The organism is Vogesella fluminis (assembly GCF_014652335.1).
Lineage (GTDB): Bacteria > Pseudomonadota > Gammaproteobacteria > Burkholderiales > Chromobacteriaceae > Vogesella > Vogesella fluminis.
In genome coordinates, this window is the sequence record NZ_BMYP01000007.1 from 83,882 (window position 1) to 98,589 (window position 14,708).

At 66.4% G+C, this 14,708-nt stretch carries 14 protein-coding genes and 1 riboswitch; of the genes, 5 read left to right on the forward strand and 9 right to left on the reverse strand.

Annotation, left to right across the window (positions count from 1 at the left end; all coding sequences use genetic code 11):
* Positions 1-130: 130 nt before the first annotated feature.
* From cobO to IE083_RS04075, 3 genes are read right to left on the reverse strand one after another with little or no spacing between them, the layout of a single operon-like run.
* Positions 131-748: a cob(I)yrinic acid a,c-diamide adenosyltransferase gene (gene cobO, locus IE083_RS04065; RefSeq protein WP_189352349.1), complete on the reverse strand. Its 618-nt coding sequence runs from the start codon at positions 746-748 to the stop codon at positions 131-133.
* Positions 745-1,494 carry an ABC transporter ATP-binding protein gene (locus tag IE083_RS04070; RefSeq protein WP_189352350.1) on the reverse strand — a complete coding sequence of 250 codons (750 nt, stop codon included), beginning with the start codon at positions 1,492-1,494 and terminating at the stop codon, positions 745-747. The genes cobO and IE083_RS04070 overlap by 4 nt, the downstream gene beginning before the upstream one ends.
* Positions 1,494-2,522, reverse strand: a complete 1,029-nt coding sequence (locus tag IE083_RS04075) for a FecCD family ABC transporter permease (RefSeq protein WP_189352351.1) — start codon at positions 2,520-2,522, stop codon at positions 1,494-1,496. The genes IE083_RS04070 and IE083_RS04075 overlap by 1 nt, the downstream gene beginning before the upstream one ends.
* A gap of 98 nt (positions 2,523-2,620) precedes the next feature.
* A riboswitch (cobalamin riboswitch) is annotated at positions 2,621-2,836 on the reverse strand.
* A 136-nt stretch (positions 2,837-2,972) separates the two neighbouring features.
* On the opposite strand from IE083_RS04075, the gene IE083_RS04080 reads away from it, so the two are divergent.
* The gene (locus IE083_RS04080) at positions 2,973-3,557 is read left to right on the forward strand and encodes an RBBP9/YdeN family alpha/beta hydrolase (protein ID WP_189352352.1); all 585 of its coding nucleotides are present in this window, start codon (positions 2,973-2,975) and stop codon (positions 3,555-3,557) included.
* 73 nt (positions 3,558-3,630) lie between these two features.
* On the opposite strand, the gene trpE is transcribed toward IE083_RS04080, so the two are convergent.
* Positions 3,631-5,097: an anthranilate synthase component I gene (gene trpE, locus IE083_RS04085; protein WP_229799597.1), complete on the reverse strand. Its 1,467-nt coding sequence runs from the start codon at positions 5,095-5,097 to the stop codon at positions 3,631-3,633.
* A gap of 182 nt (positions 5,098-5,279) precedes the next feature.
* Positions 5,280-5,975, reverse strand: coding sequence for a phosphoglycolate phosphatase (locus IE083_RS04090; protein WP_189352354.1), 696 nt, complete (start codon positions 5,973-5,975; stop codon positions 5,280-5,282).
* A gap of 178 nt (positions 5,976-6,153) precedes the next feature.
* Between IE083_RS04090 and IE083_RS04095 the strand changes: the two genes are divergently transcribed.
* Positions 6,154-7,335, forward strand: coding sequence for a hypothetical protein (locus IE083_RS04095; RefSeq protein WP_189352355.1), 1,182 nt, complete (start codon positions 6,154-6,156; stop codon positions 7,333-7,335).
* A gap of 80 nt (positions 7,336-7,415) precedes the next feature.
* On the opposite strand, the gene IE083_RS04100 is transcribed toward IE083_RS04095, so the two are convergent.
* Positions 7,416-8,144: an SDR family NAD(P)-dependent oxidoreductase gene (locus tag IE083_RS04100; RefSeq protein ID WP_189352356.1), complete on the reverse strand. Its 729-nt coding sequence runs from the start codon at positions 8,142-8,144 to the stop codon at positions 7,416-7,418.
* Positions 8,141-8,827, reverse strand: coding sequence for a ribulose-phosphate 3-epimerase (gene rpe / locus IE083_RS04105; RefSeq protein WP_189352357.1), 687 nt, complete (start codon positions 8,825-8,827; stop codon positions 8,141-8,143). Before rpe ends, IE083_RS04100 begins: the two co-directional genes overlap by 4 nt.
* A 141-nt stretch (positions 8,828-8,968) precedes the next feature.
* Between rpe and apaG the strand changes: the two genes are divergently transcribed.
* From apaG to IE083_RS04120, 3 genes are all read left to right on the forward strand, one after another.
* The gene (gene apaG, locus IE083_RS04110; protein ID WP_189352358.1) at positions 8,969-9,346 is read left to right on the forward strand and encodes a Co2+/Mg2+ efflux facilitator ApaG/CorD; all 378 of its coding nucleotides are present in this window, start codon (positions 8,969-8,971) and stop codon (positions 9,344-9,346) included.
* A 51-nt stretch (positions 9,347-9,397) separates the two neighbouring features.
* On the forward strand, positions 9,398-11,191 hold the full coding sequence (locus IE083_RS04115; RefSeq protein ID WP_189352359.1) for an ABCB family ABC transporter ATP-binding protein/permease: 1,794 nt from the start codon (positions 9,398-9,400) through the stop codon (positions 11,189-11,191).
* An 83-nt stretch (positions 11,192-11,274) separates the two neighbouring features.
* Complete coding sequence (locus tag IE083_RS04120; RefSeq protein ID WP_189352360.1) at positions 11,275-12,039, forward strand: substrate-binding periplasmic protein; 765 nt, start codon at positions 11,275-11,277, stop codon at positions 12,037-12,039.
* A gap of 39 nt (positions 12,040-12,078) precedes the next feature.
* Here the strand turns inward: IE083_RS04120 and IE083_RS04125 are convergent, their stop codons facing one another.
* Together IE083_RS04125 and IE083_RS04130 are read right to left on the reverse strand one after the other, a co-directional pair.
* Positions 12,079-12,792: a 3'-5' exonuclease gene (locus tag IE083_RS04125; RefSeq protein WP_189352361.1), complete on the reverse strand. Its 714-nt coding sequence runs from the start codon at positions 12,790-12,792 to the stop codon at positions 12,079-12,081.
* The gene (locus tag IE083_RS04130) at positions 12,789-14,690 is read right to left on the reverse strand and encodes a DUF294 nucleotidyltransferase-like domain-containing protein (RefSeq protein ID WP_189352362.1); all 1,902 of its coding nucleotides are present in this window, start codon (positions 14,688-14,690) and stop codon (positions 12,789-12,791) included. The genes IE083_RS04125 and IE083_RS04130 overlap by 4 nt, the downstream gene beginning before the upstream one ends.
* Between the last annotated feature and the right edge of the window lie 18 nt (positions 14,691-14,708).

The following is a 14,708-nucleotide window of genomic DNA, read 5'->3' on the forward strand; positions in this document are numbered from 1 at the left end:
TGCCACAGAACCCACGGAAAAACACAGACAGAACCGAGGCAATCCACGCGGCTCTTTGGGACGGACTTGTTTGTGGTGGTCCGTCTTTATTTCCGTGTTTTCTGTGGGTTCTGTGGCTAAAAAATCGGGTTTACCACTCCACGCCCGGCTGCGCGGCGATGCCGGCGGCAAAGGCGTGTTTCACCAGCGTCATCTCGGTGACGGTGTCGGCGGCGTCGATGACGGCCTGCGGCGCACCGCGGCCGGTGACGATCACGTGCTGCTGCGGCGGGCGCGCGGCGATGTCGGCCAGTACCTGCTCCACGTCGATGTATTTGTACTTCAGTGCAATGTTCAGCTCGTCCAGCAGCACCAGGCCGATGGCCGGGTCCTGCAGCATCTGGCGCGCTATTTCCCACGCCTCGCCGGCGCGGGCGACGTCGCGCTCGCGGTCCTGCGTGTTCCAGGTGTAGCCCTCGCCCATGGCGTGGAACTGCACCTCGTCGGGGAAGCGGCGCAGGAAGCGTTCTTCGCCGGTGGACATCGCGCCCTTGATGAACTGCACCACGCCGACCTGCATCTCGTGGCCGAGGCCGCGCATCACCATGCCGAAGCCGCTAGAGCTTTTGCCCTTGCCGTTGCCGCAGTTGACGATGAACACGCCGCGGTGTTCGCTGGCGGCAGCGATCCTGGCATCCATGATTTCTTTCTTGCGCGCCATGCGCTCGTTGTGGCGCTCGGTGCGGCCCTGGTCGTCGGTGTGGCTCATGAGGGGTGTCCGGGTAAGAAGCAGGGGTGGCCTGCGTGGTGGAGTCGGGTTAGCGGGTAGCCGAGCACGGCGGCGAGGTGTTCGGCGTTAAGTTCGGCCAGCGGGTACTGGCGGTGCGCGCCGTGCTCGTCGAGCAGCAGCGCGTGGCTGGCGCAGGCCGGGGCCAGCTGCAGGTCGTGGCTGACCAGCAACACCGCCTTGCCCTCGGCACGCCAGCGGCCGATCTGCTGCTGCAGCGCGGCCTGGTGGGCGAGGTCGAGCGAATTAGACGGCTCGTCGAGCAGGATCAGCGGCGCGTCCTGCGCCATCACGCTGGCCAGCGCCACGCGCTGGCGCTCGCCGCCGGACAGTGCCTGCAGCGGGCGGCTGGCAAGACGGCCAAGGTCGAAGGCGTCCAGCGCGGCGGCGACGCGCTGCGGGGTGTCGCCGCTGTCCGGCCAGGCAAAGCGCGCGGCGGCGACGGCATCCTGCACCGCGTAATCGAAGGCGTCGTGACTGGCCTGTGGCAGTAGCGCGAGGCGTTGCGCGCGCTGGCGCGGCGTCAGCTGCGGCAAAGGTTGGCCGCACAGGCGGATGTGGCCGCCGTCGGCGCGCCGCAGTGCCGCCAGCGTGGCCAGCAGCGTGCTCTTGCCGCAGCCGTTGCGGCCGGCGATCCACCAGCATTCGCCGGCGCGGACCTGCCAGGTGAGCGGCTGAAGCAGCGTGCGGCGGCCCTGGCGAAGGGTGAGCTGGTCACAGTGCAGCATCAGGCTAGCCTCCGGCGGGTGCGTTGCAGCTGCCAGAACAGCACCGGCACGCCCAGTAGCGCGGTCAGCACGCCGACCGGCAGCTGCATCGGCGCGACGACGGTGCGCGCCAGGGTGTCGGCCAGCACCAGCAGCGCGGCGCCGCTGAGCACGGCGGCGGGGATCAGCCGGCGCAGGTCCGGGCCGCACAGCAGGCGGCAGGCGTGCGGCACCATCAGGCCGACGAAGCCGATGCTGCCGCCCTGGCTGACGGCGCTGGCGGTGAGAATGGCTGCCAGTATCAGCAGCAGGCGGCGCAGCATGGCCACCGGCACGCCCAGCGTCAGCGCGTGGTCGCCGTGCAGCGCCAGCAGGTTGATCGCCGGCGCCTGCCACCACGCCAAGAGCGCGGCCGGCAGCAGGGCCAGCCACGGCCACGGCCGCAGCGGCGTGCCGGCGATGTCGCCGACCAGCCAGAACACCATGCCGCGCAATTGCGCGTCCGGCGCGATGGTGAGCAGCAGCGAGATCAGCGCACCGCAGGCGGCGGATAGCAGCACGCCGGTGAGCAGCAGCAGCACCGTGCCGCTGCTGCGCGCGAAATCGCGGCGTGCCAGCAGGAACAGCAGTGCCGACAGCGTCAGCGCGCCGGCGACCGCGGCGCTGTCCACCTGCCACAGCGCCAGCCCCAGCCACAGCGCCAGCAAGGCGCCGACCGAGGCGCCGCCGGACACGCCCATCACGTAAGGATCGGCCAGCGGGTTGCGCAGCAGCGACTGCATCAGCACGCCGGCCAGCGCCAGCGAGCCGCCGGTGACCCAGGCGGTCAGCGCCCGCTCCAGCCGCAGGCTGAGCAGGGTATCGGCAAGCTGGCTGCCGTGGCCGCTGGCGGCCAGCCACAGCTCGCCGGCGCCCAGCGCGATGGAGCCGCTGCTGCAGGCCAGCAGCAGGCTGCCGCCACTGAGCAGTGTCAGCAGCGTCAACAGGGGCAGGGTGGGTAAGCGCAGGGCGCCGCGTAGCGGGCGGTCCAGCGTCAGGCTGTGGGACATGGGCGCGATATCGGAATCGCGGAAGGGGCAGGCGCACGGATCGGGAATCTGGCCGGATGCCGCCCTCCGCAGCATGTGTCGGGACGCACCGCCGGGCAGTGCGTGCGTTCGCCGTGGCCGGTATCCGGGCTGGTTTCGCCGTCTGCCCGCCTTCCCGTGACGATGCACAGTGGCGATGGGCAGGGCGGTCGTGGCGGCGGGGCCGCCAGACCTGATATGGAAACGCACCGTTGCGGGGGCAGCGCAGGCATCACCTGCTTCCCGTTTAACTTGCCGGCGTGTACCGGCGAAGCACCAAGGCAGGCGGCGATTTTAGCAGATCGCTGCCTGGTGCTGGCGGTTTTTATATGCTCAAGAAGAATAACAAAACAAAAATTAATTATTTTTGGAAATATAAAGGCGCAGTTATGCTGACGGCAGAATCTTTCAATGCCTTGGGGGGACAGCAGCATGGCGCACGATTTTTCCGGCTTCGACTACATCATCCAGCCGGGCTGGAACAATTCCGGTCCCGAACACTGGCAGAGTCACTGGCAGCAAACGTTGGCCGCAACGCGGGTGGCTAACCACGACTGGGGGACGCCGCAACTGGACGACTGGCTGGCGGCGCTGGATGCAGCGGTGGCGTCTGCCGCACAGCCGGTGATCGTGATCGCGCACAGCCTCGGTTGCGCCACGGTGGCGCACTACGCGGCGCGCTACGGCAACAAGCTTGCCGGTGCGCTGCTGGTGGCGCCGGCCGATGTCGAGCGCGCCGGCGCTCCGGTTGCGCTGCAGCCGTTTGCGCCGTTGCCGGAGCTGGCGCTGCCGTTTCCGGCGCGGGTGGTGGCCAGCGACAGCGACCCGTTCAGCCTGCCGCTGCGCTCGGCGCGGATGGCGGCGCTGTGGCAAAGCCCGCTGCACTGGCTGCGCGATGCCGGCCATGTCAATGTCGCCTCCGGCCATGAACTGTGGCCGGACGGCCTCGCCCATCTGGCGGCGCTGCTGGCCGATATCCGCCAGTCGGCGCGGCTGCGCACTCCGGCATGTGCCTGAGCCTCATCCGCTGAAAAACATTGCGGCCAACCTTGGATCAAGGTTGGCCGCAATGTTTTTCAGCGGGTAAGAATCAGGCGTCGAGGCCGTGCTGCACCAGTTCGGCGGCACGGATCACCGCGCGCGCCTTGTTCTGCGTTTCCAGCCATTCCGATTCCGGTACCGAGTCGGCGACCACGCCGGCGCCGGACTGCACGTACAGCACCTCGTTCTTGATCACCGCGGTGCGGATCGCGATCGCCAGGTCCATGTCGCCGGTAAAGCCCAGATAACCGACGGCGCCGCCGTACACGCCGCGCTTGGTCGGCTCGAACTCGTCGATGATCTCCATCGCGCGCACCTTCGGCGCGCCGGACAGGGTGCCGGCCGGGAAGGTGGCCTTCAGGATGTCGATGTTGGACACCTGCGGCTGTACCTTGCCTTCGACGCTGGACACGATGTGCATCACGTGCGAGTAGCGCTCGATGATCATGTTCTCGGTGATCGCCACGCTGCCGGTGTCGGCGACGCGGCCAACGTCGTTGCGGCCGAGATCCATCAGCATCACGTGCTCGGCGATTTCCTTCGGATCGGCCAGCAGGTCTTCCGCCAGCGCCAGATCCTCTTCGCGCGTCTTGCCGCGCGGGCGGGTGCCGGCGATCGGGCGCACGGTGACGGTGTCGTTCTCGCGGCGCACCAGGATTTCCGGCGAGGCGCCGACGACGTGGAAATCGTCGAAGTGGTAGAAGAACATGTACGGCGACGGATTCAGGCTGCGCAGCGCGCGGTACAGCGCCAGCGGTGATTCGGCGAACGGCATGCTCAGCCGCTGCGCCAGCACCACCTGCATGATGTCGCCGTCCAAGATGTAATTCTTGGCGTCGCTGACCGCCTGCTTGAATGCGGCCTCGCCGTATTCCGACACCGCCTCGGTGGCGACCGACGGCAGCGACAGCGGGATGGCCACCGCCTCACGCAGCTTGCTGCGCAGCTGGCCGAGGCGGGCGTTGGCCTTCTGCAGCGCGTTGGGCACCGCCGGATCGGCGTACACCACCAGGTACAGCTTGCCGGACAGGTTGTCGACCACCGCCAGCTCTTCCGACAGCATCAGCAGGATGTCGGGGGTGCCGACCGGGTCCGGCTTGTGCGTTGCGGCCAACCTTTTCTCGACGTAGCGCACGGTGTCGTAGCCGAAGTAGCCGACCAGGCCGCCGGTGAAGCGCGGCAGTCCGGCGATCGGCGGGGTGTTAAAGCGCTGGCTGAAGGCCTCGATGAAGGCGAGCGGGTCGCCTTCGTGGCGCTCGATCACCTTGTCGCCGTATTCCACCTGCACGCTCAGGCCCTGCACCCGCAGCCGGGTGGTGGCCGGCAGGCCGATGAAGGAGTAGCGGCCGGAGCGCTCGCCGCCGACCACCGATTCCAGCAGGTAGGAGTAGGGCTGGTTGGCCAGCTTCAGGTACACCGACAGCGGGGTGTCGAGGTCGGCGAACAGTTCGAGGGTGACGGGGATGCGGTTGTAGCCGGCGCTGGCCAGTTCGGCAAATTGTTGCGGTGTCATGATGGTTCCAGAGTGTCAGGTCAAAAGGAGCGGGGCGGGGCGGCGTTTAGCGTCGCCATCGCCAACTGGCACGATCGGGCTGGAATCTCATGATGCAGGCTTTATCAAGGGTCGATGCGGATACGGAACGGCTATTCTTGCGCAAAAACGCCTGCGCCGTACAGAGGTAGCAGGCGTGGCGGCGTTTATACGCGCAGGTTTTGCGGCTGTTCGGCTGATTTTTTCAGCAGCGCGTACAGCTCGACCAGGCTGTCGATCACCAGATCGGCGTGCAGGTTGGCCGCATCGCGGTAACCGTAGCTGACCGCCGCCGGCAGCGCGCCGGCGGCGCGGGCGCACAGCACGTCGTTTTCCGAGTCGCCGACCATCACGATCTGCTGCGGCGTGATGCCCAGCACCTCGGCAACATGCTGCAGCGGCAGCGGCGACGGTTTTTTCTCGGGCAGGCTGTCGCCGCCGAGGATCAGGCTGAAGGCGCTGTCGATGCCCAGCTGCGCCAGCAGCGGCACCGCCAGCCGTTCCGACTTGTTGGTGACCACCACCAGCGGCAGGCCGAAGCCGTGCAGCAGCTTGAGGCCTTCGGCGACGCCGGGGTACATGCGGGTGTGCACGGTCAGGTGGCGGTGGTAGTGCTGGATGAAGAAGGTAAAGCCTTTTTCCCACAGCGCCGCGTCGGCCTGGCCGTCGCGGTTGTCGGTCAGCGCGCGGTGCACCAGGCTTGCGACGCCGTCGCCGACGTGGGACTGGATGCGTTCGGCGGCCAACGGGGCGAGGCCGAGTTCGGCGCGCATGGCGTTGGCGCTGGCGGCGAGGTCGGCGATGGAGTCGACCAGGGTGCCGTCGAGGTCGAAGGCGACGGCCTTGATATGTGTCAGATTCATGATTCGGCGTGGGCGGACGGTGTGGTGACGGCGGGCGCCACGGGTTGAAGATGGTGGCCGATTATACCGGAAGCCCCGTCCGCCGCCGCCATGCCTTGCTTGCAGCGAAAATGACAAACCCGTAGCATGAATGGTTTTGTCGGCCGGCGTGGCTGGCGGTTTCCATCGAAAGGACATCATGAAACCTCGTGCACTGGCTGTTGCCGTGGCGCTATCCGGCCTGCTGCTGGGCGGCTGCGCCTCGCCGCTGGCCAACAAGACCGCCGATGCCGCGGCGATCCACACCATCGAACAGAACGCGCGGCAGGCACGTTACAACTTCGACGGCGAGGTGCGCGTCAAGGCCATCCGCCTGCCGGCAAAGCTGGAAAACGTGGTGGCGGGCGATGTGATCGGCGAAATGGCCAGATCGTTCAGCCTGGAGCTGCGCGGCGCGGTGGACATGAGCAAGAGTCGTGTCGAGATGACGCCGACCTTCCGCTTCAGCCGGCCGAACGCCGAGACCTGGCTGCGCCTGCCGATGCTGGCCGAGCTGAACACGCTGACGCTGTGGGTGGACGCCTCGGTGCTGGATCTGGCGATCCCGGCGCTGCGCGGCGAGCACAAGGGCAAGTACGTGATGTTCCAGGCGCCGCAGGACAAGGCCAGGAAGCTGCCGATCGACGCGGTATTGGCGGAATTGCCGCAGGTGGCGAAGAACATCTACGCCGCCGTCGACAGCAAGGCCTACACCTTCCAGCCGCTGGACGAGGCGGCGCGCAAGGCCGGCGCCAGCTATCGCATCCGCCTGACGCTGGACCCGCTGGCCGAGGCGAAGATGAGCAAGCAGGCGGTGCAGGAGCTGCTGCAGCTGGCGCGCCGTCATGCCGGCGAACACCAGAAGGAGGTGGAGGAGTTCGCCACCGCCGTCGGCCCGCTGCTGGACGCGTCGCAGGAGGAGCTGCAGACCAGCTCACAGACCGACCTGCTGGTCAGCCGCAGCGGCAAGCTGCTGGGCATCAGCGAGCTGCGCGAGTTCTCGCTGCCCAAGGCGAAGGAACTGGCAGTGACGATGGCGTCCACGGTGCGCCTGAGCAACCACGAGCAGCCGGTGTTCAGCATGCAGCCGACGGTGAACAATGTGGTCAGCTTCACCGAGCTGCAGCCGCCGTCGTGGCTGGGTGGCAAGCGCCCGAGCGATGACGAGGAAGAAGCGGTCGAGGGTGACGACGAGGCACCGCTGGACGAGGCCGCGTTGGCGGCGGAAGCGGCCGAGGAAGCCGCTGTTGCGGCGCCGGCGAGCAAGAAACCGGCAAAAGCCGCCCCAAAGGCCAAGCCGGTCGCGAAGCGCAAGCCGAAACCGGTCGCCCGCGCCCAGTAATACGGCAATAGCAAAACAGCCCGTCACCATGGTGACGGGCTGTTTTGCATTGCGGCCAACCTTTTGGACGGGAGGCCCGCCTACAGCTGGCGAATGTCCAGCACCGGCACGCTGCCGAATGCCGCGCTGTGCAGGTAGGCGACAATCGCCGCCGCGGCGGCGGTGGGCAAAGTCAGCTGCCCGTCGGCCTTCAGCGTGTCGAAACGCGGCTTGTGCGGGAACTGCGCCGGATCGGCGGCGCGGATCTCGCCCTGCATGCCGGTATCGATCACGCCGGGATACAGCGACACCGCCAGCAGCGGCCTGGCGGCGCCTTGCTGCTCGGCGGCCAGGGTGCGGGTGAAGTGATCGATGCCGGCCTTGCTGGCGCAGTATACGCTCCAGCCGGGGTAGGGGTTGGCCGCGGCACCGGAGGAAATGTTCAGCACGCGGCGCACGCCGTCGTGGCCGGCGCTGTGCGCGACAAAGGCGTCGCACAGCAGCAGCGGCGCGGTCAGGTTCAGCGCGATCGCCTGTTCCGCCGCGCCGGGTGGATAGGCGCCGACCTGCGCGATCGGTTGCACCGTGCCGGCATTGTTGATCAGCGTCAGGCTGGTGCAGTCGCCCAGCGCCGCCAGCGCGCGCTCCATGACCAGCGGCAGCAGGCTGCTGTCGGTCAGGTTGGCGTCCAGCGTGATCAGCTGTGGGTGTGCCGGCAGCGCGCTGCAGTCGCGCGCGACGGCGACCACGCGACCCCCGTCACGCAATAGCTGCGCGGTGAGCGCCGCGCCCAGCCCGCGCGAGGCGCCGGTGACGACGTAGCCGTTCACTTGCGGCCAACCTTGGCCAGCTCGGCGCGCATCGCGTCGATCACCGCCTTGTAGTCCGGCTGGCCGTAGATGGCGCTGCCGGCGACAAAGGTGTCGGCGCCGGCGGCGGCGATCTCGGCGATGTTGTCGACCTTGACGCCGCCGTCCACCTCCAGCCAGATTTCGCCGCCGTGTTTGGCGGTGTACTCGTCGATGCGCAGGCGCACTGCGCGCACCTTGTCCAGTGTCTGCGGGATGAACTTCTGGCCGCCGAAGCCGGGGTTGACCGACATCAGCAGGATCATGTCCAGCTTGTCCATCACGTGGTCGAGGTGGGACAGCGAGGTGGCCGGGTTCAGCACCAGGCCGGCCTTGCAGCCGGCGTCCTTGATCAGGCCCAGGGTGCGGTCGATGTGGTGCGACGCTTCCGGATGGAAGGTGATGATGTCGGCGCCGGCCTTGGCGAAGCTGGCGGCCAGCGCATCGACCGGGGTCACCATCAGGTGCACGTCGATCGGGGCGGTGGTGTGCGGACGGATCGCCTCGCACACCAGCGGGCCGATGGTCAGGTTCGGCACATAGTGGTTGTCCATCACGTCGAAGTGGATGATGTCGGCACCGGCGGCGATCACGTTGCGGACTTCCTCACCCAGGCGGGCGAAGTCGGCGGACAGCAGGGACGGGGCAATGCGGAATTGGCTCATGGCTTTATTCGGGGCGGGGCTGGAAATGCCCGCCATTGTACGACATTGCCCCGCCGGACGGCGACGTGTGCGCCGGATCGGCGCTACAATCGCCCCCTATCGCCGGGCGTGTTGCCCTGCATCATGCCGGAATTGCCATCCATGAACGACGATTACCAGATCGTGGTCGAGGCCGAAGCCTTGTATCAGCCGCAATACTCCAATGCCGGTGCCGGCCAGTACGTGTTTGCCTACCGCATCACGCTGCGCAACACCGGACGCCAGCCGGCCAAGCTGCTGTCGCGGCACTGGTTTATCACCGATGCCGACAACGACGTGCAGGAAGTGCGCGGCATGGGCGTGGTCGGTGAACATCCGCACCTGCAGCCGGGCGAGAGCTACAGCTATACCAGCGGTGCCACGCTGCGTACCCCGTATGGCAGCATGCGCGGCAGCTACCAGATGCAGGCCGATGACGGCACGCGCTTCGAGGCGCCGATTGCGGAATTCCACCTGATCGCGCCGCGCACCCTGCACTGAGACACCTTTATTCCTGCACCCGCCCCCCTGTACCCGATCAAGACCAGCCGAATGCGACCAGCCGCCCATAGCAATACCCCGCCCCCGACCGACCGGGATGACCTGAAAACACTGAAAACCCTGCTGCCCTACCTGTGGCGCTTCAAGTGGCGGGTGTTGCTGGCGTTGTCCTGTCTGGTGACGGCCAAGATCGCCGGCGTGATCACGCCGCTGTTCCTGAAGGATATCGTCGATCAGCTATCGGTTCCGGCCACGCTGCTGGCGGTACCGGTGCTGGCCTTGGCCGGCTACGGTTTTGCACGCCTGCTGTCCAGCGTGCTGGGAGAACTGCGTGACGCGATCTTTGCGCGGGTGATCCAGGGCGCGGTGCGACAGGTGGCGCGCGCGGTGTTCGCGCACCTGTTCCGGCTGTCGCTGCGCTTCCACCTGGATCGCCAGACCGGCGGCATGAGCCGCGATATCGAGCGCGGCACCAAGGGCATCGGCTTCCTGCTCAACTTCACCGTGTTCAACATCCTGCCGACGCTGGTGGAGATCGTGCTGGTGCTGGGCATCCTGCTGTACCGTTACAACGTGTGGTTCGCGGTGGTGACGCTGTCCACTATCGCCATCTACATCGCCTTCACGCTGACCATCACCGAATGGCGCACCGTGTTCCGCCGCACCATGAACGACCTCGACTCCAAGGCCAACAGCAAGGCGGTGGACGCGCTGATCAACTACGAGACGGTGAAGTACTTCGGCAACGAACGCTACGAGACCGAACGCTACGACGGCAATCTGGCGTCGTGGGAGCGCTCCGCGATCAAGAACCAGGTGTCGCTGTCCATGCTCAACGCCGGCCAGGGCGTGATCATCGCCACCGGCGTGACGCTGATCATGTGGCTGGCGGCGCGCGGCGTGGTCAGCCGCGAGATGACGGTCGGCGACGTGGTGCTGGTGGCCACCTTCATCACCCAGCTGTGGGCGCCACTGCACTTCCTCGGCTTCGTTTACCGCGAGATCAAGCACTCACTGGCCGACATGGAGCGCATGTTCACGCTGCTGAACGTCGGTGCCGAGGTCGACGACCATCCCGCCGCGCAAACGTTGGCCGCAAAGCAGGTGGCGATCCGTTTCGACAATATCGGCTTCGGCTACGACGCCAAGCGCCAGATTCTGCATGATGTCAGCTTCGATATTCCCGCCGGCCACACCGTGGCGGTGGTCGGCGCCAGCGGCGCCGGCAAGTCGACACTGTCGCGGCTGCTGTTCCGCTTCTACGATGTCGGCAGCGGCGCGATCCGCTTCAACGGCACCGACATCCGCGAACTGACGCAGGACAGCCTGCGCGCGCACATCGGCATCGTGCCGCAGGACACGGTGCTGTTCAACGACAGCATCTACTACAACATCGCCTACGGTCGCCCCGGCGCCAGCCGCGAGGAGGTGATCGAGGCGGCGAAATCGGCGCACATCCACGACTTCGTCACCAGCCTGCCGGACGGCTACGACACCACCGTCGGCGAGCGCGGGCTGAAACTGTCCGGCGGCGAGAAGCAGCGGGTGGCGATTGCACGCACCATCCTGAAAAACCCGCCGGTGCTGATCTTCGACGAGGCCACCAGCGCGCTGGATTCGCGTACCGAGAAGGCGATCCAGGCCGAGCTGATGAGCATTGCGGCCAACCGTACCACGCTGATCATCGCACACCGGCTGTCCACCATTGCCGATGCCGACATCATCATCGTGCTGGAGAGCGGCCGCATCATCGAGCGCGGCCACCACCGTCAGCTGCTGGCGGCGGGCGGCCGTTACGCGGAGATGTGGCGCCTGCAGCAGGAAAACGAGCTGCTTGAGAACTGATTGCGTCCAGTGTCAAATAGCGGGCAGATAATTGCGATATAATATTTTTGGTATAAAGTTATTAAACAATTCAGGCTTTTGTCATGACTCGATTGCAGTTGACGGTGTGGGTGGTTCTGATCGGAGTTTCCTCCCTGGTGGTGGCCAAGAATCTGGCACCGTGCGAGCTGCTGTTCGCCAGCGAGGACGACTGGTATCCCTATTCCGGTGTCCGTAACGGAGAGGCTGTCGGTCTGACCGTCGACATCATGCGTGCCATCTATCAGCGGCCGGGAGTGAGCGTGCGCTTCCAGCCGCTGTCTTACAGCCGCTGCATGGAAGTGGCCCGCACGGCCCGCTATGCCGGCTGCTTCACCACCTCGCGCAACGACTTCTACGAGCCTTACTACCGCTACGCGCAGCTGCCGCTGCTGGAGGGGCAGATCCGCATTTACAGCCGCAGCAACCGTCCGGAGCGTGATCTGGACATGAAGTCGCTGGAAGGTCAGGAGGTCGGCGTGGTGCTCAGCTACGGCTACGGCAAGGAATTCGATGCCAATACCGCAATCCGCAAGGAGTATTCCACCCGCGAGATCAATGCCTTTCGCAAGCTGAAGGCCGGGCGCATCCCCTATGTGGTGGCGTGGGAGGGCACCGTCAACCACATGCTGCAACAGAACCCCGATCTGCGCGGCTGGGTGCAACCGGTGGGCAAGCTGGCGCCAGGGCCGGTATACGTGTCGTTCTCCAGGGCGCATCCCGATGTCGAGCGCCTGGTCAGCCGCTTTGACGAAGGCATGGCGCAGCTGCGCAAGAGCGGCCAGTTGCGGCAGCTGGAAAGCCGCTGGCAGACCAATAGCGGCGACTAGGGCCCGCACCACGATTAAATAAGGGTTACAGGCCCGGCCTTACCAGCTGTTGCGGCGGCGCAGGCTTTCGCTGGCGGCCAGCGCCTGCGGCGTGTCGATGCCGCGTTCCGCCGCCCGTTGCAGCGCCACCTGCAGCAATTGCGCCGTCGCCAGACAGTCCGAGATCGCGTTGTGGCGCTGGAAGTTCTCGATGCCAAAGGTGTCCAGCCACTCGTCCAGCGCCACCGTGTTGCAGTAGCGATCCGGAAACAGCGCCGGCATCAGCCACGCCAGATCCAGCCACTTCGGCTGGTAGCGGATGCCCAGAAAGCGGCGCATCGCCTGCGCGATCATCGCCTGGTCGAAATAGGCGTGGTAGGCCACCAGCGGCGTGTGGCGGCTGTATTCCAGAAAGCGCAGCAGCGCCTCGGCCGGTTCCAGTCCTTCGCGCTGTTCCGAGCCGCTGATGCCGTGGATCAGGATGTTCTCGGTGGAGGACACCGTATCCTGGCGCAGCACCGCCTCGAAGGCGTCGGCGGGGTTGATCACGCCGCGATCCAGTGCCACCGCGCCGATGGAGATCAGGTGGTCGCGGCGGATCTGCAGGCCGCTGGCCTCGACATCGACCACCAGATAGCGCGTGCTGCGGCTGTCCTGCTGCCAGTCGTGCGCCGGCAGCGCCTGCCAGTGCCGCAACCGCTCAAGCTGCTCGTCGCTGAGCTGCGGTTTGCCGTCAGGGCGGAAACGGTCCAGCCAGCCGCTCAGCCAGTTCATAGTTGGTACATCACCTTCAGTTTCTGTTGCAGTTTGCGTGCCTGGCGGAACGACTCCTTCAGGATGCGGCGGTCGAGCGGGTTCAGCTTGTCCGGCTGGATCAGGTTGTCGCCGGGGCGGCCGTGCTCGTCTTCCAGGTGCTGGTGGCGCAGGCGCAGCATCTGGATGAAGTTGAAGGCGTCGATGATGGCGGCGGTTTCCTCCGGTGCCGAGCCGGTCTGTTTCGCCGCGCGTTCCAGCCGCTTGATGGTGCTGCTGGCGGCGATGCCCTTGGCCAGCGCCAGCACGCGCGCGGCGTCGACGAACAGCCGCGCCGCCGATTTTTTCAGGTCGATGTAGCCGCCCTGGCCCTGGTATTCCTCGGTACTGAAGTCGCGCAGCAGGCCCAGCGGCGGCGCCACCGTCAGCGCGTTGGCGGCCAGCATGCGCTGGAACACGCTGTTGTCCTGGCTCAGCGCGAGCAGGCGCTTGTGCAGCTGGTTGGCGAGGTAGCGCTTGCCGTACAGCGGGCGAAAATCGAAGAAGATCGACGCGTTGAGCAGCGCCACCGGGTCCGGGGCGCGGATCCAGCGCGCGAACTTTTCCTGCCACTCTTCCAGCGTCAGGCACCACTCCGGATTGCCGGCCATGATGTTGCCCTTGCACAGCGGGAAGCCGCAGCGGTCGAGGTCGGCGTTCACGTCGCGGGCAAAATCCAGCAGCCGCATGTTGAGCTGGTCCTTGTCCGTCGCCTCCGGGCACAGGTAGATGATGCCGTTATCCTGATCGGTGCTGAAGGTCTGCTCCTCGCGCCCCTCGGAGCCGAACGACAGCCACGCCCAGTCGACGCCATACAGGTCGTGCCGCTGCAGGTTCAGCTCGATCACGCGGCGGGTGATGCCGTCGTTGAGCGCGGAGATGAATTGCGTCAGCTGCTCGGCGCCGACGCCCTGGCCCAGCATGTTCATGGTGAACTGGCGCAGGTCGCGGCCAACCTGTTGCAGGGTGTCGATGTCGGCGGCGGTTTCCACCGCGTAGCGCAGCTGGCGCAGGCCGACGCGCTGCATGGCGAACAGGTCGCGTTCCGAAATTACGCCCAGCACCAGATTGTCGTCGTCGACCGCCAGCACGTGGCGGATGCCGTGCATCGCCATCGCCAGCGCCGCGTCGTAGGCGGTGGCATCCTGCGGCAGGGTGTGCGGCTTGCGCGACATCACCTGCGAGATCGGGCAGTCCAGCGCCAGCTTCGGCAGCACCACCCGTTTCAGCACGTCGGACTGGGTGAAGATGCCCTGCGCGACACCGGTCTCGCTGACGATGACGATGGAGCCGATGCCGGTTTCGCCCATCAGCGTCAGCACCGCTTCCAGCGGATCGTCGGCGCGGGCAGTGACCGGCGGCCGCTTGCACAGCTCGTGCAGCTTGGTCGCCATCGACTGCTGTTCCAGCGCCCGTTGCGAGAACTGCGCCTGCATCTGCTTGCGCGACTGGCTGAGCAGGGTGGAAATGTGGCTGGCGCAGAAGCGGTTGAACACCGGGCTGATCAGCAGCAGCTGCTGGAAGTCCTGGTTGTCCAACTGGTAGCAGAACACGTCATCCACGGCGCTGTAGGTGCAGATGGTGGCGCGCTGGCCGCTGGCGGCGCCGATCGGGAAACACTCGCCGCTGCTGATGATGACATTGCCGGAGGCGCTCTCGCCGTCTTCGCGCGACAGCACCTTGCCGCGCTGCACCACGAAGAAGTGCGGCGGCGGCCCCATGTCCGGGGTCAGGATCAGGCTGTCTTTCGGGTAGTAGGCGAGCTTGGCGTGCTGGCCGAGGAAGGCCAGCGCCGCGTCTTCCATGCGGTCGAACGGTGAGTGCTTGCGCAGGAATTCAACGGTGGCGCTGACCAGTGTCGCGTTGGCGGTACGGCTCATGGGACGGTTCCCGTCTGG

Bases quoted from the DNA above. Each gene is read 5' to 3' on its own strand.
- cobO (WP_189352349.1), bottom strand. From the start codon at position 748: ATGAGCCACACCGACGACCAGGGCCGCACCGAGCGCCACAACGAGCGC.
- IE083_RS04070 (WP_189352350.1), bottom strand. From the start codon at position 1,494: ATGCTGCACTGTGACCAGCTCACCCTTCGCCAGGGCCGCCGCACGCTG.
- IE083_RS04075 (WP_189352351.1), bottom strand. From the start codon at position 2,522: ATGTCCCACAGCCTGACGCTGGACCGCCCGCTACGCGGCGCCCTGCGC.
- IE083_RS04080 (WP_189352352.1), top strand. From the start codon at position 2,973: ATGGCGCACGATTTTTCCGGCTTCGACTACATCATCCAGCCGGGCTGG.
- IE083_RS04090 (WP_189352354.1), bottom strand. From the start codon at position 5,975: ATGAATCTGACACATATCAAGGCCGTCGCCTTCGACCTCGACGGCACC.
- IE083_RS04095 (WP_189352355.1), top strand. From the start codon at position 6,154: ATGAAACCTCGTGCACTGGCTGTTGCCGTGGCGCTATCCGGCCTGCTG.
- rpe (WP_189352357.1), bottom strand. From the start codon at position 8,827: ATGAGCCAATTCCGCATTGCCCCGTCCCTGCTGTCCGCCGACTTCGCC.
- apaG (WP_189352358.1), top strand. From the start codon at position 8,969: ATGAACGACGATTACCAGATCGTGGTCGAGGCCGAAGCCTTGTATCAG.
- IE083_RS04115 (WP_189352359.1), top strand. From the start codon at position 9,398: ATGCGACCAGCCGCCCATAGCAATACCCCGCCCCCGACCGACCGGGAT.
- IE083_RS04120 (WP_189352360.1), top strand. From the start codon at position 11,275: ATGACTCGATTGCAGTTGACGGTGTGGGTGGTTCTGATCGGAGTTTCC.
- IE083_RS04125 (WP_189352361.1), bottom strand. From the start codon at position 12,792: ATGAACTGGCTGAGCGGCTGGCTGGACCGTTTCCGCCCTGACGGCAAA.
- IE083_RS04130 (WP_189352362.1), bottom strand. From the start codon at position 14,690: ATGAGCCGTACCGCCAACGCGACACTGGTCAGCGCCACCGTTGAATTC.